Origin of the sequence: Neorhizobium puerariae (genome assembly GCF_042429745.1) — a bacterium.
GTDB lineage: Bacteria > Pseudomonadota > Alphaproteobacteria > Rhizobiales > Rhizobiaceae > Neorhizobium > Neorhizobium puerariae.
Window position 1 is genome coordinate 24,429 of sequence record NZ_JBHMAA010000020.1, and the last position, 20,914, is coordinate 45,342.

A 20,914-nucleotide genomic window follows, 5' to 3' on the forward strand; every position below is an offset into this window, starting at 1 on the left:
GGACCTGTACCGCGGAGAATGACTTGCGGTTCAACCAGCTTTCCTACGCCAACGACAGGGACCCGCGCCTCAAGCGCTGGTTCATCCGCTCGATCGAGGGCCTTTCCGGCCGCGATCGTTTCGCGCGTCTCTACGATGTCTGGCGCAGGGATATCGTCGGAAAGGGCGATCGCGTCTTCGGCAGGATGCTCGACCTGATCGGTGTCGACCTCGACGTGGCTGGCGACTGGCCGGTGCCGGGCATGGCCGGCAAACCGCTGGTCATCATCGCCAACCATCCCTTCGGCATCGGTGACGGCATTGCCGTTCTGGCGCTTGCGGAACAGCTCGGAAGGCCGTTCCGGGTGCTGATCCATAACGAGCTTCTGAAGGTGCCGGAAATGGCACCCTATTCCCTGCCGGTTTCCTTCGAGGAAACGAAGGAGGCGGTGGCGCTCAACATGCAGACACGTCATGAGGCCCTGCGGCTTCTGAACGAGGGGACGACCATCGTTATCTTTCCCGCCGGCGGGGTCGCAACCGCGAAAAAGGGTTTCGGACGGGCCGAGGACCTTCCCTGGAAGATCTTCCCGGCCAAACTCGTTCAGGCGGCGCATGCGAATGTCATTCCGATCTATTTCGAAGGCCAGAACGGACGGCTCTTCCATATCACAAGCCATATTTCGATGACGTTGCGCCTGTCGCTGCTGATCCGCGAGTTCAGACGGCTCTCCGGCTCGACAATCCGGGCACGCGTGGGTGCGACCATCACCTGGGACGAGATGTCGGCGATCGCCGACCGGAGGGAACTGCTCGCCATGCTCCACGGCGCGGTCTTTTCCATGCGGCCGCCGGCCCGCCGCAGGTTGGCGAAAGCCGGTTAGTTGTTGTCGGTCAAGGCCTCCGCGGAGCCCGCCACCTGCGGCGTCTCCCGCATCAATACTTCGACATCGGCGTTGCGGCCTGCCTTGACGGTGAAATTGCGCTGGTAGATCTTGTTCTTGTTACGGGCGACGGCAAGGTATTCGCCTTCCGACAGGACCATGGTCGAAAAGGCGCTGACGCTTTCGTTGACGATATCGCCGGCGGCCGTCAGGACCGACCAGGCGGTATCGGCGATGGCTTCACCGCCCGGCTGCGAGACGAGCTTCAAGGTGACCTGGGCTGCGCGGTGCTGCAATACCACCTGCGTGAGCTTGCCGCCTTCCACCTGGATGTCTGCCCGCACGACCGCGTTGATATCGCCATATTCCGAAACGACGTGATAGGTGCCCGCATTGAGCCGCACGACCGTGTTCGGCTTCACGTCGGCCATCACCAGCGCCCGGTCGCCGTTCCCCCGGACCTCGGAGGAATAGACGGAAAAGCTGAGCTGGTTCGGCGGTATGCGCTGATCGGAGCCGGCGACGGCATTCAGCACGAAACCGCCGGCATCGAGCACGAGCGTTTGCCTTGGCACGTTGCCGTCTGCAGGAACCGTGAGTTTCTTGGTGACGCCGGCGCGGCCAAAGGCGCAGTTGACGAAATAGTCACCTGGCGCGAGCTGGAAGGCTGCCGGGCCGCCCTCCGAACTGGCCACCAGCGGCAGTTTGCCATCCTCGCCGGTCATGGGGCTGAAAACGCGCCAGACGAGACCTTCCTGCATGACGTCACCGTCCGCCGTCAGCTTGGCGTCGAACAGAACGTCCTTGCCGACAATGTTCAGGGAGCCGCGCGGCACGGCGGAAAAAGCGTTGAGCTTCGGCATCTTCGCCGTGCTGTCGAGCTGCTGGAAACTCTTGAAGGCGTCTTCCGCAGACGTGTTGAAAGCCAAGCCGAAAACGAATGTTCCCGCAAGGAGCCAGCGTGCCGCCAAGGAAGTGCCCGACATCTGTTGTATACCAGTTGACTCTTCTTATTCGAAGGGTCACTTGAAGACCAATGCCAAGGCAATTTCAAGACCTCCCCTCCGCATACAGCTCCGATTGAAAGTTTTGACCATGCAAAATGAGATTAAACTTGTCGATTTCCTGCGCGACAGGCATTCCACCCCCGTCGCGCAGATCAAGGAACCCGGTCCGTCGCAGGAGGAACTGCAGTCGATTCTCGCCTTCGCGACACGCGTTCCGGATCACGGCAAGCTGGCACCGTGGCGCCTGATCGTCTATCGGGGCGATATCCGCAGAAAACTTGGCGAACGGTTCCTGGCGCTTTCGCTGGAGAAGACGCCGGACCTGACGGATGCGGCGAAGGACGCGGAACTCACGCGTTTTACCCGCGCTCCGCTTGTCGTCGCGATCGTCAGCACGGCCGCGCCGCATGTGAAGATCCCCGAGTGGGAGCAGGTGCTTTCCGCCGGCGCGGTCTGCTTCAACATGCTGCTTGCGGCGAACGCGCATGGCTACGTCGCAAACTGGCGCACCGAATGGGTGGCTTATGACGGTGAGGCACTGCAGCTTCTTGGCGTGAAGCCGGACGAAAAGGTCGCAGGCTTCGTCCATATTGGTTCCAGCGATTTCCCGACGCCGGACCGGCCGCGCCCGGAACTCGCGCAGATCGTGACCTATGCAGGCGAAGGCGCCGCCTGATGTTCTACACCACCGACACGAACGAGCACGGGCTGAAGCACGACCCTTTCAAGGCCATCGTCGCTCCACGCCCGATCGGCTGGATCGGCACGAAGGGCAGGGACGGTTCCTTGAATCTCTCGCCCTATTCCTTCTTCAATATCGTGGCGGACAGGCCGAAGCTGGTGATGTTCGCTTCCAGCGGCCGGAAGCACAGCCTGAAGAACGCCGAGGAAACCTGCTTCTTCACCGCAAGCCTGGCAAGCAGGGACCTCGCCGGGCAGGTGAACGCTTCCTCGGCTCCGGTGCCTTACGGCGTCAGCGAATTCGAGATCGCGGGGCTGACGGCGAAGATGGCCGAGCTGATCGACGCGCCTTACGTGGCTGAGGCCCATGCCGTGCTCGAGTGCCGGGTTACCGAAGTGATCCAGCCTAAGGGTCTGGATGGTGAGGGCGCGGACACTTTCATGGTTTTCGGCCAGGTCATCGGCATCCATATCAGCGAGGACATCCTTCGAAACGGCCGGATCGACATGGGGCTCGCCCGGCCGATCGCGCGGATGGGGTATCGCGACTATGCCGACGGGGGGGCGGATGTTTTCGAAATGTCCCGGCCGGCAGGTTCGGCGGGATAGTCCACGAAAATCCGATTGACGATCGGAATTTGACGCAGGTCGCGGCAAAGCTTGCCGGTAAAGCCGTTTTCGCGCGCCGCGAGGCATTCCTTCCGGAAGGCGGCTTCGTCACCGGTTCCCGATAGGGAATCGAGGGCGATGACGCCGGCGGCGGATGCGGCAAGCCCGATCGTCGCCCGCGCAAGGCGGGACGCGTCGGAGCGGACATCGAGATGCGCTTCCCAGCACAGGCCGGAAAGCCGCCTGCTGCAGCGCTCAAAACTCATGGCCGCCAGCACTCCGGCGTCATCGGCCAGGGCGACAATCGCTGTCGCTGCCGGTGGCCTGCCGCTACGCAATTCCTCGACCCGCAGAACGACATCAAGCCGCTGGACTTCGGCGCCGTTCCGCGCGCCCGCGAGAAAGACATGGTTCGCACCGCAGCGGACCGCCAGTTCCGCCGCAGCCTCGGTTCGCCCGGAGGAGAAGGGCGGGAGGAGGAAGGCCGGCGGCCGATGCACCTCGATTTCCGCCCATGCCGTGCAAAAGCCGGCGACCGCTTTCCAGTCATCGACGGAGGCGGCCAGATCGACCACGATCCTGTCTGCGCCGGCATCGCGGATTTTCGCGATGTCCGCCGAAGGCTCGACAAGCAGCCAGGAACGTATTTTCAAGAGCTTCTCCGTGGTTAACAAGTATAGTGAACCAATCTTAAACTTTTTCGCACTAGATTGAATCCCGACCGGCTGGATGCGTTCCGGCATGTGTTATCGGGGCTGGGTGTGATCGTACAGGCATTTCTTCGTTGGGCGGAAACCGCAAGGGCGGGTGACAGGGCCAAGGCGGCCAATGCGCTGGGCCGCGCCTATCTGCATTCGCCGATGGGGGGCGACCAGCGCCGCGCAGCCGCGCTTGCCATGACCTATCTGCTTGACGATCCCTCGCCGCGCGTGAGGCTGTCATTGGCCGAGGCGCTGGCCGATTCGCCCGAGGCGCCGCGGGCCGTCATCGTTTCTCTCGCGGAGGACCAGCCCGAGATCGCCTGCACGGTGATCGCCCGCTCGCCGGTTCTGACCGAAAGCGACCTGGTGGACCTTGCGGGTCGAAGCGACAGCCTGACCCGTGGCCTGATTGCGGCAAGGCCCGGCCTTCTGCGCGGCGCCGCCGCCGCGATCGCCGAGATCGGCGACGAGGGCGAGGTCATCGTCCTGCTCGAAAACGCAACCGCCTCGATCACCCGCATTTCCCTGCGGCGCATTGCGGCGCGATTCGGGCATCGCAGCGACATCCGCAACCTGCTTCTGGAGCGGGAGGATTTGCCCGCGGATGCCCGGCACATGCTCGTCGGCCAGATCGCCGAGGCACTGGCGAGTTCCGGGCTGGTGCGCACGACGATGGCTCCGGCGCGCGTCGATTGCGCCATGCGCGAAGCGGGCGAGGCGGCGGCCGTGGCGATCGCCGGCGCCGTGCCGCTGGGGGAAATACCCGGCCTTGTCGATCATCTGCGGACCGCGGGCTGCCTGACGCCGGCGTTCCTGATCCATGCGCTCTGCAGCGGCAAGGTGGACTTCTTCGCCGGCGCGATGGTTTCTCTTTCTGGACTGGACGACCGGCGCGTCAAGGCCATTCTCGCCACCGGTCGCATGCATGCCGTGCGCGCGCTCTTCGAGGCTTCCGGTCTTGATCGCGATATCGCCTCCGTTTTCGTCGAAGCCGTTTTTCTATGGCGCAACGCGGCGGCAACCGGCACATCGGACGGCATATGCGCCCTTCTGCTGGAAAGACTGGCGCGCTCGCCAACGCATATTCCGCCGGTTTCCGAGCTGATAGACATGATCGAAAAACTGCACCGGCTGGAAATGCGGCTCAGCGCACGCTCTTATGCGACCGGGGTTTTCCTGGCAGCCTGAAGCGCTCAGCGCTGAAACTTCCTGGCAACCCAGGAATAGCCGTCCTCGACGAGGCGGACGGGCTTGGTCATCAGCGTTTTGACGCCTTCGGTCGTCGGCAGGACATTCCTGACGCGCTGGATCGCGCTGGTTGCGAGCGTCTCCTTTTCCTGCGGCGTGACAGCCGTCGCTTGCTGGACGGGCTGGGCGGCCGGCGTATCGGGCCTTGCCTGCGGCACGGGAGCATTGGCAACTTCGGTCGCCTCCGGCTTCTGGCAGACGGCGATGATCATCGGATAGGGCTGGTTCGCATAGCGGACAAGCTGGCCCTCGGAAACCGAATCGCACATTTCGACGGTCGGCCATCGGTTGTCCGCCGTCGCGATATAGTGGCAATCGGTCCCGGCGTCGTTGCAGCCGAGAATGGTCATGACGATAAGAGCGGCGTTCATGTCATCTCCTGGGTGATCTCGACCGAGTTAAACCGGGCAAACTTGACCAGACTAGGGTCGGGAATCATAAACAATGGATTGGAAGAGGCGGGAATTCGGATGACGGTGACGATTGCGCTCGAACCTCCCCGGCAGGCCGGGGTCCTGAGATTGCTTGAGCTTTCCGAGGCCTATGCGGCCTCGCTCTATCCTGCCGAAAGCAACCACATGGTCGACGTCTCGAGCCTCGAAAAGCCGGAGGTGTCGTTCTTCGTCGCGCGGAAGGGCGATGCCGTCCTCGGCTGCGGCGCGCTGGTCGAAGCGGGCGACGGAACGGCGGAGATCAAGCGCATGTTCGTCGACGAGACGGCGCGCGACCTGAAACTGGGCAGGCGGCTGATGGAGACGATTCTGGAAAGGGCCGATGAAATCGGCCTGAGGGCAATCCGCCTGGAAACGGGAATATACCAGCCGCAGGCGATCGGTCTTTACCGTGTTTTCGGTTTCCGGGAGATCGCGGCCTTCGGAAGTTACAGACCAGATCCCCTCAGCATCTTCATGGAGAAGAGGCTTTCCTGACCGCCGGGACCTCCGGATGACGGTCCTGCATGGGCTGCCCCTTGGCGAATTCGGCCGATTCCATCTCGGTGCCTTCAGCCATCTTCACCTCGCGAATCCATTCGCGCCATATCGAAACGAGCAGCGCCATCAGCACCGGGCCGATGAACAGGCCGAGAAAGCCCATGGTGCTCACGCCGCCGACAAGTCCGAAGAAGGTCGGGAGGAAGGGCAGCTTGATCGGGCCGCCCACCAGGCGGGGCCGGAGCGTCTTGTCGACGATGAAAAGCTCCACCGTTCCCCACAGGAACAGGGCGGTGCCGGCGACAAAGGAGCCGTTTGCCACGAGGTAGAAGGAGATGAGCGTGAAAGAAAGCGGCGCGCCGCCGGGGATGAGGGCCATGACGCCCGTGATCACGCCGAGCGTCACGGGCGAGGGGACGCCGGCAATCCAGTAGGCGATGCCGAGCACGATGCCTTCCCCGATGGCGATCAGCGTCTGGCCGGTGACGGTCGAGCTGATCGTTGCGGGAACCACGCGCGAAATCCGCTCCCAGCGCGCCGGAAAGATGCGTTCGCCGAGAAGATCGATCTGCTGGGCAAAGGAAGCGCCGTCGCGATACACGAAGAAAAGCGCAATGAGCATGAAGAGCAGCATCAGCAGCAGATGGAACGCTCCGCCGCCGGCGGCCACGATGGCGCGGTAGATATTGCCGATATTGGCGCCGCTGACGATCTGGATGAGGCCACCGATGGCTCCCGGCGATCCCACGCGCTCCACCCACTGGACGCCAAGCCATTCGCCGGCCCAGGGGAGGCCGGTGATCCAGGCGGGCGGCGGCGCGCCGAAGCGATTGACCTCGGCGGCCCAGACGATCCACTGGCGCACTTCATCGATCGTATAGGAGATCGCGATGCCGATCGGGACGATCAGGAAGGTCAGGATGAATATAATCGCGAGCGAGGCTCCGAGCGTCGTGTTGCCGCCGATGCGGCCGAGCAGCTTGCGGTACAGGGGCCAGCTCGCAAAACCGATCACGAGGGCCGCCAGGACCGGGATGACGAAGCCGTGGAAGAAATATATGCCGGCAGTCGCGACAAGCACGAGAAGCCAGCGGGCGGCGGAAATCGGCGGAATGAGCGCAACCCTGCTCGGCGTCACCGGCCCGAGCCAGCGCGGTTCCTTGGACCCCTTGCGATCGTTGTTTCCGCTCACCGTTTATCCTTTTCTTCTTTTGCCGTCATATGGCGTCTGCGGCTCCCCGGCACAAGATTAACGCTTCAGCTATTAAAAGGAAGCTTACTTACTTGCCCTAGACGGAAGATGCGATAGAAATATGAAATCGCCCTCCGGTCGAGGCCGGACGTAAACGTAAACCCACCTGATGAGGTTCGTTCGACCTCGACGGAACGCAGAAGTCTCCGCCGCTATTGCTTTGTAGGCCGGACAGTCTTCAGGGACTCTCGATATGCCTTCCATGGATACGGTCGACCTTACCAATTGCGACCGCGAACCTATCCATATCCCCGGCAGCATTCAGCCCCACGGATGCCTCGTCGCCTGCGATGCCGCAGGAGCGATCATCCTTCAGCATTCCGCCAATGCGCCGGAGATGCTTGCGGTGGCGGCGGATATCAACGGCCGGCGGCTGGAGGAGGTCATCGGCGGAGAGGCCGCCCATGCGCTGCGCAACGCGCTCGCGACGTCGGACGACCCGGCGCGGCCGGCATTGAGACACGCTCTCCAGCTTTCTTCAGGCAAGCGTTTCGACATCTCGATCCATCGGCTGGAAACGAAGGTGATCCTGGAGTTCGAGCCGGCGGCGGCGGAGTCCGATCAGCCGCTCGAGGTGGCGCGGGTGCTGATCAGCCGCATTCGCAACACGACGAACCTTGACCGGCTGGTCGAAAACGCCGCGCGGCTCGTCTACGCCATGCTCGGATATGACCGGGTGATGGTCTACCGTTTCGAGCAGGACGGTTCGGGGAAGGTCGTCAGCGAGTACAAGCGACGCGACCTCGAAAGCTTCAAGGGGCAATATTTTCCGGCGAGCGACATCCCCAGACAAGCCCGCACGCTCTACGTCAGGAATACGATCCGGGTGGTTTCGGACGCCGGCAACCCCCGCGTCCCCATCGAGCCCGAGCTGGACGAAACGGGCGAGGCACTCGATCTTTCCTTCGCGCATCTGCGCAGCGTCTCGCCTGTGCATTGCGAATACCTGCGCAACATGGGGGTCGCGGCCTCCATGTCGATCTCCATCATATCGGAAGGCGAGCTGTGGGGCCTGATCGCCTGCCACCATTATTCGCCCAAGGTGCTTTCGATGTCGCAGCGCGTCGCGGCCGAAACCTTCGGGGAGTTCTTCTCCCTGCATCTGAGCGCGCTCAGGCAGCGGCAGGTCATGGAGACGGCGAGCAGCGCGCGGCGATCCCTGGACCTCTTTCTCCAGGCCGCATCGCACCATGCGGATATCGGCGTGCTTGTGAGAAATTCGCTCGGCGATTTCGGGCACATGCTGCCCTGCGACGGCGTCGGCCTCTGGCTCGACGGCGTCTGGAGCGCCGAGGGCGCGGCACCGCCTGCGGATCTCATCGGCGAGCTTGCGGACCAGGTAGGGCAAGTCGCAGCCGGGAGAGTGTGGTCGACGTTCGAACTTTCCAGGGATCTGCCGCAATCACGGGTCTCGCCGGAGGATGTCTGCGGTGTCGTGGCCGTTCCGCTCTCCCAGAGGCCACGGGATTACCTCTTCTTCTTCCGCCGGGAGGTGGTGCAAACCCTCAACTGGGCCGGCAATCCGGAGAAATCCTACGAGACCGGGCCGCTCGGCGAAAGGCTGACGCCGCGCAGGAGCTTTGCGATCTGGAAGGAGATGGTCCACCATCAGGCGCAGCCCTGGACGGACGGCGACCGGGAAATCGCCGAGGCGATCCGCGCGGTCCTGGTCGAAGTCGTTCTTCATCACAACGAACTGCTTGCCGACGAGCGGGGCAAGGCGGACGTGCGCCAGCGCATGCTGAACGAGGAGCTCAACCACCGCGTCAAGAATATCCTCTCGATCATCAAGGCGCTGATCGGCCATTCGGTGGATTCCGGCGTCAGCCTGAAGGAGTACATCGACTCGTTGAAGGGGCGCATCCAGGCGCTCGCCTTCGCACACGACCAGGTGGTGCGTGGCGGCGATGGCGGCGTGCTCTCCGACCTTCTGGAGGCGGAACTGAAACCCTATGGCGAAGGGACGCGCAGCATCGCGCTCAAAGGCCCCCGCATCTGGCTCGACAGCCGCGCGTTTTCCGTCATGGCACTGGTGCTGCACGAGATGTCGACCAATGCGGCCAAATACGGTTCCCTGTCGGTCGACGGCGGGCAGCTCGATATCGGATGGTCGCGGCTTCAGAACGGCGATTGCGAACTGATCTGGACCGAAAGCGGCGGACCGCCCGCCAGCCCGCCGACACGGACCGGCTTCGGCAGTGTGCTGATCAGCCGCAGCGTGCCTTACGAGCTGGAGGGCGAGGCGAGGGTGGATTATCCGGGCGAAGGGGTGAAGGCGCGTTTCCTGATCCCGTCGAAACATATCCATCGTGACGAGGAACCGCCGGGCTCCGAGCCGGAGAGCAGCGTCGGCGCCGCTCCGAAGGCGGATATCCCGTCGCGGCTTTCGGAAATCGAGCTTCTGCTGGTCGAGGACCAGATGCTGATCGCGGCGGATGTGGAAGCCATGCTCGCGCATCACGGCATCTCGAAGGTGACGACGACACCATCGGTGGCCGATGCCTTTCGCAGACTGAAGGATTTCACGCCGGACGTGGCGATCCTGGACGTCAATCTCGGCTCCGGCACGTCGCTGCCGATCGCCGAAGAGCTGATCCGCAGGGGCGTTCCCTTCGTTTTTGCCACCGGCTATAGCGACAAATCGATCATCCCGGCCAGCTTTTCCGCTCCGGTGGTCCGCAAGCCTTACGAAGCAACCGCGCTGATCGGCGCGGTCACCAGGGTGCTCGGCGACCGGGCCTGATCAGATGTCGAGGTTCTCGGCGAAGGCGGCGCGCTCCTGGATGAAGCGGAAGCGGGCGTCGGCCTTGGTCCCCATGAGGTTGTCGACCGCCTCGCGGGTGCCTTCGAAATCCACGTCGTCGATCTCGACACGCAGAAGCGTGCGCTTGGCCCGGTCCATGGTGGTTTCCTTGAGCTGCGCCGGCAGCATCTCACCCAGACCTTTGAAGCGGCTGATCTCCACCTTGCCGCGCCCCTTGAACTCCGTTTCCATCAATTCCACGCGGTGCGCATCGTCGCGGGCGTAGATGGTCTTCGCTCCCTGGGTAATCTTGTAGAGCGGCGGGACGGCGAGATAGAGGTGGCTGCCGCGGATCAGCTCCGGCATTTCCTGATAGAAGAAGGTGATCAGCAGCGAGGCGATATGGGCGCCGTCGACGTCCGCATCGGTCATGATGATGACGCGCTCGTAGCGAAGGTCCTCCTCGCGGTACTTCGTCCGGGTGCCGCAGCCGAGCGCCTGGATGAGATCGGCGATCTGCTGGTTCGCAGACAGCTTCTCGCGGCTGGCGCTGCCGACATTGAGGATTTTCCCGCGCAGGGGAAGGATCGCCTGATTGGCGCGGTTGCGCCCTTGCTTGGCCGAACCGCCTGCCGAGTCACCCTCGACGATGAAGAGTTCGGCGCCCTCGGCCGTGTTCTGCGAGCAGTCGGCGAGCTTGCCGGGCAGGCGCAGCTTGCGCACCGCCGTCTTGCGGTTGACTTCCTTTTCCTTGCGGCGGCGCAGGCGCTCCTCGGCGCGCTCGATCACCCAATCGAGAAGCTTTGCCGCTTCGGCCGGATTGCCGGCCAGATAGTGGTCGAAAGGATCGCGCAGCGCGTTCTCGACGATACGCTGGGCCTCGACGGTCGCAAGCTTGTCCTTGGTCTGGCCGACGAATTCCGGTTCGCGGATGAAGACCGACAGCATGCCGACGGCCGAGATCATCACGTCGTCGGTGGTGATCTGCGCGGCGCGCTTGTTCTGCGTCAGCTCGGCGTAGTTCTTCAGGCCTTTGGTCAGCGCGATGCGAAGACCCGCCTCATGCGTACCGCCCTCGGGCGTCGGAATGGTGTTGCAGTAGGAATGGAGCTGCGGATCGCCGCCATACCATGTGATCGCCCATTCGAGCGCGCCATGGCCGCCGGTCTTTTCGGTGCGGCCGGAAAAAATCTCGCGGGTGACCGTGAAATCCTTGCCGAGCGTCGCAGCCAGATAGTCCTTCAGGCCGCCGGGAAAATGGAAAACCGCCTTTTCCGGGATCTCGCCGCCAGCAGGCACGATACCCGGATCGCAGCTCCAGCGGATTTCGACGCCGCCGAAGAGATAGGCCTTGGAGCGGGCCATGCGGAAGATGCGGCCGGCATCGAATCTCGCATGGTCGCCGAATATCTGCGGGTCCGGATGGAAACGCACCTTCGTGCCGCGCCGATTGTGGACATCCCCGAGTTCCTCGAGCCCGCCCTGCGGCACACCCCGCGAAAAGCGCTGGCGATAGAGCTTGCGGTTGCGGGCGACTTCGACTTCGAGGAGGTCCGACAGGGCGTTGACGACCGAGACGCCGACGCCATGCAGACCGCCGGACGTTTCATAGGCCTTGCCGTCGAACTTGCCGCCCGCATGGAGCTTGGTCATGATGACCTCGAGCGTCGACTTGCCCGGGACCTGCGGGTGATTCTCGACCGGGATGCCCCGGCCGTTATCGGTGACGGTCAGGAAGCCTTCGGTATCGAGATGCACCTCGATGAAATTGGCATGACCGGCGACGGCCTCGTCCATCGAGTTGTCGATGACTTCCGCGAAGAGGTGATGCAGCGCCTTTTCGTCCGTGCCGCCGATATACATGCCCGGGCGCATGCGCACCGGTTCGAGCCCTTCGAGCACGCGAATCGAGGAGGCGCCGTAGTCGTCGCCGGACGATTGCACCGGGGCAGGGCGCGGTGCCGACGCTTCGGCCCGGGAGGGTGGCGCGGTTTCGACGGCGGCCGGCCCTTGCTTCAGGGGCAGGTCGGCGAAAAGGTCGTTATTGTCATCCATCGGCTCAGTCGGTACTACCTGTCGGGGTGCGGAGGAAGAAGCCATACCCATCTCGTGCTGTTTCGAATCACTCGCGATTCTGCCAGAAAGCAGGCTTTTTCGCGATGCCGCAAAGAAACGGCCGTTTCCCAGAAATGCTTTGCCGGTACGGCAATAGCAAGTTCGGCCGCGTCAGGAGTCCGATGAAAAAGGCCATGTCCACAATTCATTTCGTCTTCGGCACGGTTTTTGCTGGTTTGACCTTGTTTTCCGGCCTGTCCGCCGCCGCAGAGGACGGCCCCGTCAAACCGTTCAAGGACGATCTCTTTTCCCGCATGACGGTTTTGCAGACGGCCGACGGCGGCGCGTACGAAGTGATCGACTACCAGGAAATGCGCGATATCAACGGTCGCGACCGGGAGCCGGAGCGGCGGGTCAGGGATGCCTATGTCTCGCCCGGCGTGCGGCGCTACCAGGAAAACGAAACGCTCGACCTTTCCGGCCGCAAGCTCGATGTCACCAGGGCGGGACCGGCAAGGGGGGGGCGTTCACGGTGATCTTCATCCACGGCCGCGGAGGTGACCGGCGGCTCGGCGCCAACGACTACACGTTCGGCGGTAATTTCAATCGGCTGAAGAACCTCGCCGTCGGCAATGGCGGCACATATTACGCCCCGAGCGTCACCTCCTTCGGCGACAAGGGCGTCGCCGACATCGCGGCATTGATCCGCTATGCCTTCGATCAGTCGTCGGGGCGGCCAGTGATCCTGGCCTGCGCCTCGATGGGCGGTATCATCTGCCAGAACATCAGCCGCGATGCGGAGGCGGCGCGTCATCTTCAGGGCATGGCGATCCTCGGCGGGCCACCGGATGCCGGCCTGGCTTCCACTCCGCTGGCGAAGCTCAAGCTGCCGATCTATTTCGCTCATGGCAGCGCCGACAGCGTCTACAAGGCCGACGAGCAGGCGGCGATCTATCGCAAGCTCCGGAACAGCGGCTATCCGGCCCGCTTCACGCTTTTCGAAACGGGAAGCCATGGCACGCCGATCCGCATGGTCGACTGGCGCAAGGTGCTGAACTTCCTGTTGACCGCGGACTGACGCGTCACAATTAACCAAGGTCCTGAACCAAGACCCGTCTTTTGCATACCAATTCGCGCAGGATGTGTCTAAAACAGGTCCGCATGTGTGGAGGCCTCGGTTTTAACAGCTAAAACCGAACAAGGAGAGGAAATATCTGACGATGACGCCTGATGTGCGCCCGCTCGTTGCCGGGAACTGGAAGATGAACGGCACCCGCGAGTCCCTGACCGAAATCAAGGCCATGGCCGAAGGCGTCCAGGGCGCTCTTTCCGAAAAGGTCGATACGCTGATCTGCCCGCCTTCGACCCTTCTCTATGTCGCGACCGCGCTTTGCACGGACAGTCCCCTGATGATCGGCGGCCAGGATTGCCACCAGAACGTCTCGGGGGCTCATACGGGCGACATTTCGGCGGAAATGATCGCCGACTGCTTCGGCACCCATGTCATCCTCGGGCATTCGGAGCGCCGCGCCGACCATGCGGAAACCGATCATCTCGTACGCTCCAAGGTGGAGGCCGCCTATGAGGCGGGCCTGACGGCAGTCGTCTGCATCGGAGAAACGGCGGACGAGAGGGATGCCTACCAGACCCTCGATGTCCTGAAGCGCCAGATCTTCAATTCGCTGCCGGAGACGGCGACGGCCTCCAATACCGTGATCGCCTATGAGCCCGTCTGGGCGATCGGCACCGGGGTCACGCCGACGGTGGAGGACGTGGAGATCGCCCATGCCTTCATGCGAGCCGAACTCTTCATGCGTTTCGGCGAAGAGGGCAAGCGCATGCGAATCCTCTACGGCGGCTCGGTCAAGTCCGCAAACGCGCTGGAACTGATGAGCGTCGAGAATGTGGATGGCGCATTGGTGGGCGGAGCAAGCTTGAAAGCCAGCGACTTCCTCGCCATCTATCGGGTCTATGAGGGGCTGACCGCCTAAAGCTTCTCGGAAGGGCTTGGAATGCGCGCGGCTCTCATGTAAAGAGCCGCCAACCTGTTGATTATTGCCTCCCTTGCGGAGGCCGGATTTTGATATGCAGACCGTTCTAATCGTCATTCATCTCATGATCGTGCTTGCGCTCGTTGGCGTCGTGCTGATCCAGCGTTCCGAAGGCGGGGGGCTCGGCATCGGCGGCGGTTCCGGCTTCATGTCGGCGCGCGGCACAGCCAATGCGCTGACCCGCACCACCGCGATCCTTGCTACCCTCTTCTTCATCACTTCGCTGGCGCTCGGCATTCTCTCCCGTTACGAAAGCCGCCCGAGCGACATCCTGAACCGCATTCCCCAGAGCCAGCAGGGCCAGGGCAGCGGCATTCTCGACCAGCTCGGCCCGGCGCCGACTCCGGCGCCCGCCCAGAACGACAACGGTGTTCCGTCCGGTTCCGGCGCAGCCGCCCCGGCGCCTGCCGCACCCGCAGCAAGCGGCGCGCCGGCCACAAATGCGGCTCCGGCCACGCCGGCGCCCGCGGCACCGTCGGGTGTCCCGACCGGTCAATAAGGCCCGGTCAACGCTTCAAGCTCCGGCAGGCCAAAAGCCTGCCGGTTTTATTTTGGGAAGATTCCACAGCCGTTTTGCGCAAGCGGAGAATTTGTGCTGGCGGAATCACGAATGAAAAGGTATCCGGTGACTCCCATGGCGCGATATGTATTCATCACTGGCGGCGTGGTTTCCTCCCTCGGAAAAGGAATTGCGGCCGCAGCACTTGGAGCATTGCTGCAAGCCCGGGGCTACCGGGTGCGGCTCAGAAAACTCGACCCCTATCTCAACGTCGATCCGGGCACGATGAGCCCGACTCAGCACGGCGAAGTGTTCGTGACCGACGACGGGGCGGAAACCGACCTCGACCTCGGCCACTACGAGCGCTTCACAGGGCGTTCGGCGACCAAGACCGACAACATCACCACGGGTCGCATCTACAAGAACATCATCGACAAGGAACGCCGCGGCGACTATCTCGGCGCGACGGTTCAGGTGATTCCGCATGTCACCAACGAGATCAAGGACTTCGTGACCGAGGGCAACGAGGACTACGATTTCGTGATCTGCGAGATCGGCGGCACGGTGGGCGACATCGAGGCGATGCCCTTCCTCGAGGCGATCCGCCAGCTCGGCAACGACCTGCCGCGCGGCACGGCCGTCTACCTGCACCTGACGCTGATGCCCTACATTCCGGCGGCCGGCGAGCTCAAGACCAAGCCGACACAGCATTCCGTGAAGGAACTGCAGGCGCTCGGCATCGCACCGGACATCCTGCTGGTGCGCGCCGACCGGGAAATCCCGGAAGCGGAACGCCGCAAGCTTTCGCTCTTCTGCAACGTGCGGCCTTCCGCCGTCATCCAGGCGCTCGATGTCGCCAATATCTACGACGTACCGATGGCCTATCACAAGGAAGGCCTTGATAACGAGGTGCTGGCCGCCTTCGGCATAGAGCCCGCGCCGAAGCCGCGCCTCGACGACTGGGAAGAGGTCTGCAACCGCATCCGCACGCCGGAAGGCGAGGTGACGATCGCGGTGGTGGGTAAGTATACCGGCCTCAAGGATGCCTACAAGTCGCTGATCGAGGCATTGCACCACGGCGGCATCGCCAATCACGTCAAGGTCAAGATCGAATGGATCGAATCTGAGGTCTTCGAAAAAGAAGATCCGGCCCCTTATCTCGAAAAGGTCAACGGCATCCTGGTGCCGGGCGGTTTCGGTGAGCGTGGCTCGCAGGGCAAGATCAACGCGGCGCGCTTCGCCCGCGAGCGCAAGGTGCCGTATTTCGGCATCTGCTTCGGCATGCAGATGGCCGTGATCGAAGCGGCCCGCAACCTCGCCGGCATCGAGAAGGCGTCGTCCACCGAGTTCGGCCCCTCCAAGGAGCCGGTCGTGGGTCTGATGACCGAATGGGTGAAGGGCAACGAACTGGAGAAGCGCAGCGTGGCCGGCGACCTCGGCGGCACGATGCGCCTCGGCGCCTACAAGGCGGCGCTGAAGAAGGACACCAAGATCGCCGACATCTACGGTTCGACCGATATTTCCGAGCGTCATCGTCACCGCTACGAGGTGAATATCGACTACAAGGACCGGCTGGAAAGCTGCGGCCTGGTCTTCTCGGGCATGTCGCCCGATGGGCTCCTGCCGGAAACGATCGAATATCCGGATCATCCGTGGTTCATCGGCGTGCAATACCATCCGGAGCTGAAGAGCCGGCCGCTCGATCCGCATCCTCTTTTCTCAAGCTTCGTCGAAGCGGCGCTGGAACAGAGCCGCCTCGTCTGATCTTCCCGCACGGGAGCGGGAACCGCGCCCCTGCACGAACCGGCCCGGCAGATCGTTTGCATTTGCCGGGCCTTGTTGTCACATGTATCCTGAAAATATCTGTCGGCGGATTTTGAAGATTTTTATTGGTCGGTGATTGCCAGATGAGCATTTTCGACAGGTTTTCCCTGGCAGGACGTGTGGCGCTTGTCACGGGTGGCGGGCGAGGGCTCGGCTTCGAGATGGCCCGGTCCCTTACGGGGGCTGGAGCCCATGTGATTTTGACGGGGCGAACGGCTGAAACGCTCGATCAGGCCGTTGCCGCCATCGAAAACGAGGGCGGGAAGGCCCGGGCCGAGGCTTTCGACGTGGCGGACATCGAGGCGGGCCGCGCCGTCATCGCCGGGCTTCACAAGGCGCATGGCCGGCTCGATATCCTGATCAACAATGTCGGAGCGCGCGACCGGCGTCCCCTGGCTGCATTCAGCGACGCCGATATCCTTCAACTGATCCAGACCGATCTTCTCTCGGCGGTCTCGCTTTCCCGCGATGCCGCCGAAATCATGAAGGGACAAGGCCATGGCCGCCTGATCGCGGTCACGTCGATCATCGGCAGCATGGCGCTTCCGGGAGACGCCATATACCCCGTCGCCAAGCAAGGCCTGACCGGCCTGGTACGCAGCCTTGCCGTCGAATACGGCGCGTATGGCGTCACGAGCAACGCCATCGCTCCGGGGATGTTCGCGACGGAAACCAATGCAGCCCTGTCGGACAATCCGGATATGATCTCCTTTGCCCGCCAGCGCGTTCCGCTTCAGCGATGGGGCCGACCGGAGGAAATCGCCGGCGCGGCACTCTTCCTTGCGAGCGACGCGGCATCCTTCGTCAACGGACATGTCCTGACCGTTGACGGCGGAATGTCAATCCGGATGTGAGACGCCCTCTCAGGCGGCCTGCGGCTCCGGCCCGACATAGATCGAACGCGGACGGATCAGACGGCCCTCCAGCGCCTGTTCGCGGGCATGCGCAATCCAGCCCGCGGTGCGGCCGATTGCAAAGACGCCAGTGAAAGCCTCACGCGGGAATTTCAGGGCATCGAGCAGCAGGGCCGTATAAAACTCCACATTGACGTCCAGCGGCCTGTCCGGCTTGCGCTCCCTCAGGATGGCAAGCGCCGCCTGCTCGACGGCTTCGGCAAGCCCGATGCGGGCCTGATCGACCTGGCCGGTCGCGATCAATGGCCGCAGAGCTTTTTTCAGCGCATCGGCGCGCGGATCGCGAACACGATAGACACGATGGCCGAATCCCATCAGCCGCTCACCCCGGTCGAGCGCCTGACCGAGCCATGCCCTGGCATGGGCTGCGCCGCCGACGGCATCCAGCATGTCGAGCACCGGTCCCGGTGCGCCGCCGTGCAGCGGTCCCTTGAGAGCGCTGATTGCCGCAAGGACGGAAGACGTGAGGCCCGCCCTGGTGGAGGCGATGACCCGCGAGGCGAACGTGGACGCGTTCAGACCATGATCGCAGATCGTCACCAGATAGGCATCGAGCGCGGAGGCCTGCTCACCGGTCGGCAAGGTCGCATTCAGCATGGCAAGGATATCGGCCGAATGCGAGAGGGCAGGGTTCGGAGCAACAGCCGTTTCGCCTCGCTGAAGCCGGAGCACGGCCGGCAGGAAGACGGCGGGAGCAGCGAGGAGCCGCAGGGCCGTATCGAAATCCTCGCCATCCGGCAGCCGGGCGATCAGGGAGCGCATGGCATCCACCGGCGGCAGTTCCAGAAGCGTTGCATCCAGTGCACGGACATGGGTGAAGACGTCCATGCGCGCGCGGCCGAGACGGGCTTTCAGGTCGCCGGCAGTCACGGAGCGATCCAGCAGGCCGTCGAGCAGCAATGCGGCTACCTCCTCGTAAGCCGCGTGTTCCACGAGGCGATCCAGGGATATGCCGCGAATGATCAGGCGGCCGGCCTCTCCATCCACGTCAGACAGGCTGGTTTCGGCGGCAACGACGTCTTCAAGTCCGTTTTTCATGGGTGTTTCTCCTTTACGGGGAGGATGATCGGTTCTACGTTTATTGACGTCAATCTTGATGCAATCGATCAATATGAACACACTCTGGATCACCGCCGAGGAAGCGCTTGCCCGGCTCGGGACAAAACCGCAGACGCTCTACGCCAATGTCAGCCGTGGACGTATCCGCGCCAAACCGGACCCGGCGGACCCGCGGCGGAGCCTCTATCAGGCGGATGACGTGAGGCGTCTGGCCGAACGTCATGCCGGCCGTCGTCAATCGGCAGCCGTGGCGGCCGAGGCGATTCGCTGGGGTGACCCCGTTCTGCCGACAGCGATCTCGACGATTGCCGATGGAAGGCTGTTCTATCGCGGTCACGACGCAGTGACGCTTTCCGATCATATGACGCTGGAGGAGGTCGCCGCGCTTCTGTGGGAAAGCGGTGTTGTGCATATCGGATCGGCCGGGTGCGGAAAGAGGGGAGAAGCGCGCATAGCGAATGCCTTCACCCTTCTCGCGACGCGCGTCGCGACCGATCTGCCCGCTCTCGGCAGGAAACCATCGGTTCTCCAGCCGGAGGCGGCGGCCGTATTGTCCACCGTCGCCGAGGGGCTCGCGCCCTGGGACGGCGAGCCGATGCCTCTGGACCGGCGTCTCGCATACGGATGGGAGCGCCCGGACGCGGCCGACGCCATCCGCCGGGCGCTGGTACTTGCCGCGGAGCATGAACTCAACGTCTCGGCTTTTGCAGCGCGGGTGACGGCGTCTTCCGGCGCAGCGCTCTCGGCTGCGGCGTTATCGGGCCTGGCGACGCTCACCGGACCCAGGCACGGCGGAGCATGGCTCAGCGTGACGCTGCTTGCGGAACAGGCCGGCTCCCTCGGAGTGCGGGAGGCAATCCGGGGAGCATTGTCTTCCGAAGGGCTCGTACGGGCTTTCGGCCATAGGCTTTATCCACAGGGTGATCCCCGGGCGAAGGCCTTGATGGCGGGTTTCGAAGCGCCCCGGCTCTACTGTTCTCTGGCGGAGGCCGGTGAGGAACTGCTCGGCGAACCGGTCAATATCGACTTCGCGCTTGCCGCGCTTACCGCCGCCTTCAAGCTTCCGGAGGACGCGCCGCTCGTCATCTTCGCCCTTGCCCGCACGGCCGGCTGGCTCGCACATGCCATGGAGCAGATCGAGAACGGTCAGCTCATCCGGCCGCGGGCTCGCTATACGGGTCCGGGGGCTCGCTATACGGGTCCGGCAGGCGTGCCGGAAGGATGAAGCCCGCAAATCGCCGCCATTTGCTGCGCCGGACGTGACACTGTCATCGATTTTCCTCTAATCTGGCAGCGGAATCAGGGCGACGGGAACAATGATTGGCAGCGATTTCAGCTTGAGTTTGAGCCTCTTCGTGAAACAGGGGCTGGAGCGCGAGACAGCGGATTTTTACAGGGCGGCCTTCGGAGCGGAGGAAATCAACTGCTACGAGATGCTGAGGTTGCTGATGATCGAGATGCGGCTCGGACCGATGGGAATCACGGTCTGCGGCTCCGATCCGAAACGGGAAGCCGCGCCGTCCCATGAAGGACCGTTCCATCCCGGGACTGCCGGCGCGGTCAGCGCCATCTTCCAGCTCACCGTGCCGGACGTGAAGGCTGTCGTCAGCGCCGCGGTCGAGGCGGGAGGGATCGTCCGCGACGAGGTCCAGACAGACACGCGAGAACGGCAAGTGGCTTCGGTGTTCGATCCCGCCGGTCATATCTGGGTGCTGATCGAACAGGGGCAGGGCGAAGAGGAGCCCGTCTCCTGAGCGTGGGATCATCCGGGATTTACGACTGGCCCGCCTTCAGCGTGTTGGTCCACCATGCGAGGTCATCGAGCGCCAGGGTCGCCTGCTGTTGCAGCGCCTCGAAATCGGCGAGCGTCTTCTCGCCCTGCATGACGGCTGCGAACTGATCGCGCGAGATATGCACGGCCGCCCGCAACGCGGCCATCTGCAATTCGATGCAGATCAGGCGAAGCTGCTCGACAGCGCGGGCGCCGCCAACGCCGCCATAGGCCACGAAGGTCGCGGGCTTGCGGACGAACTCGGGATAAACGTAATCGAGCGCGTTTTTCAGCGCACCGGAAATGCTGTGATTGTATTCGGCGGTAATAAATACGTAGCCGTCGAGCGAGGCGATCTTCGCGGCCCATTTCTGTGCGACGGGATTGGTGGAGGGCGCACGCGCGGGAGAAACCGGTTCTTCGAAGAGCGGCATCGGATAGTCGCGCAGATCGACGACCTCGAAATCCAGATCGTCACGCCGGTCGGCAAGCGACTTCAGCCATTCGACCGGCTTGTCGGCGAAACGATTGGGGCGGGTGGTGCCGACTATGATGCCGATCTTCGGGTTGGACACGGGAAGCTTTCCTCTCATCCACGGATATGAATTTCCGGCGCGACCGGCCAGCGTGCCGCCATATGGACGATCGAAAGGCCGCAGGCTCCGATTTGTTTTTTAGCGACCGGGCGGCCCTGCTTCTAGCATC

At 63.3% G+C, this 20,914-nt stretch carries 19 protein-coding genes and 1 pseudogene; 13 read left to right on the forward strand and 7 right to left on the reverse strand.

What is annotated here, in order from left to right:
* Positions 1–23: 23 nt before the first annotated feature.
* Positions 24–863 carry a lysophospholipid acyltransferase family protein gene (locus ACFFP0_RS18240; RefSeq protein ID WP_377263480.1) on the forward strand — a complete coding sequence of 280 codons (840 nt, stop codon included), beginning with the start codon at positions 24–26 and terminating at the stop codon, positions 861–863.
* Here the strand turns inward: ACFFP0_RS18240 and ACFFP0_RS18245 are convergent.
* Complete coding sequence (locus ACFFP0_RS18245) at positions 860–1,849, reverse strand: RgsD C-terminal domain-containing protein (protein ID WP_377263481.1); 990 nt, start codon at positions 1,847–1,849, stop codon at positions 860–862. The genes ACFFP0_RS18240 and ACFFP0_RS18245 overlap by 4 nt on opposite strands.
* A gap of 109 nt (positions 1,850–1,958) precedes the next feature.
* Here ACFFP0_RS18245 and ACFFP0_RS18250 point away from each other — a divergent pair, with 109 nt between their 5' ends.
* Positions 1,959–2,546: a nitroreductase family protein gene (locus ACFFP0_RS18250; RefSeq protein WP_377263482.1), complete on the forward strand. Its 588-nt coding sequence runs from the start codon at positions 1,959–1,961 to the stop codon at positions 2,544–2,546.
* Positions 2,546–3,160, forward strand: coding sequence for a flavin reductase family protein (locus tag ACFFP0_RS18255; protein ID WP_377263483.1), 615 nt, complete (start codon positions 2,546–2,548; stop codon positions 3,158–3,160). Before ACFFP0_RS18250 ends, ACFFP0_RS18255 begins: the two co-directional genes overlap by 1 nt.
* Here the strand turns inward: ACFFP0_RS18255 and ACFFP0_RS18260 are convergent.
* Positions 3,100–3,813, reverse strand: a complete 714-nt coding sequence (locus ACFFP0_RS18260) for an aldolase/citrate lyase/malate synthase family protein (protein ID WP_377263484.1) — start codon at positions 3,811–3,813, stop codon at positions 3,100–3,102. The two genes, ACFFP0_RS18255 and ACFFP0_RS18260, sit on opposite strands and share 61 nt — an antisense overlap.
* Before the next feature lie 108 nt (positions 3,814–3,921).
* On the opposite strand from ACFFP0_RS18260, the gene ACFFP0_RS18265 reads away from it, so the two are divergent.
* On the forward strand, positions 3,922–5,049 hold the full coding sequence (locus tag ACFFP0_RS18265; protein ID WP_377263485.1) for a DUF2336 domain-containing protein: 1,128 nt from the start codon (positions 3,922–3,924) through the stop codon (positions 5,047–5,049).
* Between the two features lie 5 nt (positions 5,050–5,054).
* Here ACFFP0_RS18265 and ACFFP0_RS18270 read toward each other — a convergent pair whose 3' ends face one another.
* Positions 5,055–5,480 carry a hypothetical protein gene (locus ACFFP0_RS18270; protein ID WP_377263486.1) on the reverse strand — a complete coding sequence of 142 codons (426 nt, stop codon included), beginning with the start codon at positions 5,478–5,480 and terminating at the stop codon, positions 5,055–5,057.
* A 99-nt stretch (positions 5,481–5,579) separates the two neighbouring features.
* Here ACFFP0_RS18270 and ACFFP0_RS18275 point away from each other — a divergent pair, with 99 nt between their 5' ends.
* Positions 5,580–6,038, forward strand: coding sequence for a GNAT family N-acetyltransferase (locus ACFFP0_RS18275; RefSeq protein WP_377263488.1), 459 nt, complete (start codon positions 5,580–5,582; stop codon positions 6,036–6,038).
* Here ACFFP0_RS18275 and ACFFP0_RS18280 read toward each other — a convergent pair.
* Complete coding sequence (locus tag ACFFP0_RS18280; protein WP_377263490.1) at positions 6,016–7,233, reverse strand: AI-2E family transporter; 1,218 nt, start codon at positions 7,231–7,233, stop codon at positions 6,016–6,018. The two genes, ACFFP0_RS18275 and ACFFP0_RS18280, sit on opposite strands and share 23 nt — an antisense overlap.
* Positions 7,234–7,486: 253 nt before the next feature.
* Here ACFFP0_RS18280 and ACFFP0_RS18285 point away from each other — a divergent pair, with 253 nt between their 5' ends.
* A complete protein-coding gene (locus ACFFP0_RS18285) occupies positions 7,487–10,036 on the forward strand; it encodes an HWE histidine kinase domain-containing protein (RefSeq protein ID WP_377263492.1) in 2,550 nt (849 codons plus the stop codon).
* Here ACFFP0_RS18285 and parE read toward each other — a convergent pair whose 3' ends face one another.
* Entirely contained in the window at positions 10,037–12,091 is a 2,055-nt protein-coding gene (gene parE / locus ACFFP0_RS18290; RefSeq protein WP_377263494.1) for a DNA topoisomerase IV subunit B, read from the reverse strand.
* A gap of 194 nt (positions 12,092–12,285) precedes the next feature.
* Between parE and ACFFP0_RS18295 the strand changes: the two are divergent.
* The 5 genes and pseudogenes from ACFFP0_RS18295 to ACFFP0_RS18315 all read left to right on the forward strand — a co-directional run bounded on the left by ACFFP0_RS18295 (position 12,286) and on the right by ACFFP0_RS18315 (position 17,319).
* Positions 12,286–13,169, forward strand: a pseudogene (locus tag ACFFP0_RS18295) (alpha/beta fold hydrolase).
* Between the two features lie 142 nt (positions 13,170–13,311).
* The gene (gene tpiA / locus ACFFP0_RS18300) at positions 13,312–14,082 is read left to right on the forward strand and encodes a triose-phosphate isomerase (RefSeq protein ID WP_377263496.1); all 771 of its coding nucleotides are present in this window, start codon (positions 13,312–13,314) and stop codon (positions 14,080–14,082) included.
* 94 nt (positions 14,083–14,176) lie between these two features.
* Positions 14,177–14,641, forward strand: a complete 465-nt coding sequence (secG, locus tag ACFFP0_RS18305) for a preprotein translocase subunit SecG (protein ID WP_377263498.1) — start codon at positions 14,177–14,179, stop codon at positions 14,639–14,641.
* A gap of 126 nt (positions 14,642–14,767) precedes the next feature.
* Positions 14,768–16,405, forward strand: coding sequence for a CTP synthase (pyrG, locus tag ACFFP0_RS18310; RefSeq protein ID WP_377263652.1), 1,638 nt, complete (start codon positions 14,768–14,770; stop codon positions 16,403–16,405).
* 143 nt (positions 16,406–16,548) lie between these two features.
* The gene (locus ACFFP0_RS18315) at positions 16,549–17,319 is read left to right on the forward strand and encodes an SDR family oxidoreductase (protein WP_377263500.1); all 771 of its coding nucleotides are present in this window, start codon (positions 16,549–16,551) and stop codon (positions 17,317–17,319) included.
* Between the two features lie 9 nt (positions 17,320–17,328).
* Here the strand turns inward: ACFFP0_RS18315 and ACFFP0_RS18320 are convergent, their stop codons facing one another.
* On the reverse strand, positions 17,329–18,417 hold the full coding sequence (locus ACFFP0_RS18320) for a citrate synthase/methylcitrate synthase (RefSeq protein WP_377263502.1): 1,089 nt from the start codon (positions 18,415–18,417) through the stop codon (positions 17,329–17,331).
* A gap of 73 nt (positions 18,418–18,490) precedes the next feature.
* Between ACFFP0_RS18320 and ACFFP0_RS18325 the strand changes: the two genes are divergently transcribed.
* Both ACFFP0_RS18325 and ACFFP0_RS18330 read left to right on the forward strand, forming a co-directional pair.
* Positions 18,491–19,663 (forward strand): citrate/2-methylcitrate synthase, encoded by a 1,173-nt coding sequence (locus ACFFP0_RS18325; protein ID WP_377263504.1) that lies wholly within the window; start codon positions 18,491–18,493, stop codon positions 19,661–19,663.
* A gap of 91 nt (positions 19,664–19,754) precedes the next feature.
* Positions 19,755–20,192: a VOC family protein gene (locus ACFFP0_RS18330; protein WP_377263506.1), complete on the forward strand. Its 438-nt coding sequence runs from the start codon at positions 19,755–19,757 to the stop codon at positions 20,190–20,192.
* 19 nt (positions 20,193–20,211) lie between these two features.
* Here ACFFP0_RS18330 and ACFFP0_RS18335 read toward each other — a convergent pair whose 3' ends face one another.
* Positions 20,212–20,784: an NADPH-dependent FMN reductase gene (locus tag ACFFP0_RS18335; protein WP_377263508.1), complete on the reverse strand. Its 573-nt coding sequence runs from the start codon at positions 20,782–20,784 to the stop codon at positions 20,212–20,214.
* Between the last annotated feature and the right edge of the window lie 130 nt (positions 20,785–20,914).

Bases quoted from the DNA above. Each gene is read 5' to 3' on its own strand.
- ACFFP0_RS18275 (WP_377263488.1), top strand. From the start codon at position 5,580: ATGACGGTGACGATTGCGCTCGAACCTCCCCGGCAGGCCGGGGTCCTG.
- ACFFP0_RS18250 (WP_377263482.1), top strand. From the start codon at position 1,959: ATGCAAAATGAGATTAAACTTGTCGATTTCCTGCGCGACAGGCATTCC.
- ACFFP0_RS18325 (WP_377263504.1), top strand. From the start codon at position 18,491: ATGAACACACTCTGGATCACCGCCGAGGAAGCGCTTGCCCGGCTCGGG.
- tpiA (WP_377263496.1), top strand. From the start codon at position 13,312: ATGACGCCTGATGTGCGCCCGCTCGTTGCCGGGAACTGGAAGATGAAC.
- secG (WP_377263498.1), top strand. From the start codon at position 14,177: ATGCAGACCGTTCTAATCGTCATTCATCTCATGATCGTGCTTGCGCTC.
- ACFFP0_RS18255 (WP_377263483.1), top strand. From the start codon at position 2,546: ATGTTCTACACCACCGACACGAACGAGCACGGGCTGAAGCACGACCCT.
- ACFFP0_RS18270 (WP_377263486.1), bottom strand. From the start codon at position 5,480: ATGAACGCCGCTCTTATCGTCATGACCATTCTCGGCTGCAACGACGCC.
- ACFFP0_RS18320 (WP_377263502.1), bottom strand. From the start codon at position 18,417: ATGAAAAACGGACTTGAAGACGTCGTTGCCGCCGAAACCAGCCTGTCT.
- ACFFP0_RS18315 (WP_377263500.1), top strand. From the start codon at position 16,549: ATGAGCATTTTCGACAGGTTTTCCCTGGCAGGACGTGTGGCGCTTGTC.
- ACFFP0_RS18330 (WP_377263506.1), top strand. From the start codon at position 19,755: ATGATTGGCAGCGATTTCAGCTTGAGTTTGAGCCTCTTCGTGAAACAG.
- ACFFP0_RS18285 (WP_377263492.1), top strand. From the start codon at position 7,487: ATGCCTTCCATGGATACGGTCGACCTTACCAATTGCGACCGCGAACCT.
- ACFFP0_RS18245 (WP_377263481.1), bottom strand. From the start codon at position 1,849: ATGTCGGGCACTTCCTTGGCGGCACGCTGGCTCCTTGCGGGAACATTC.
- parE (WP_377263494.1), bottom strand. From the start codon at position 12,091: ATGGATGACAATAACGACCTTTTCGCCGACCTGCCCCTGAAGCAAGGG.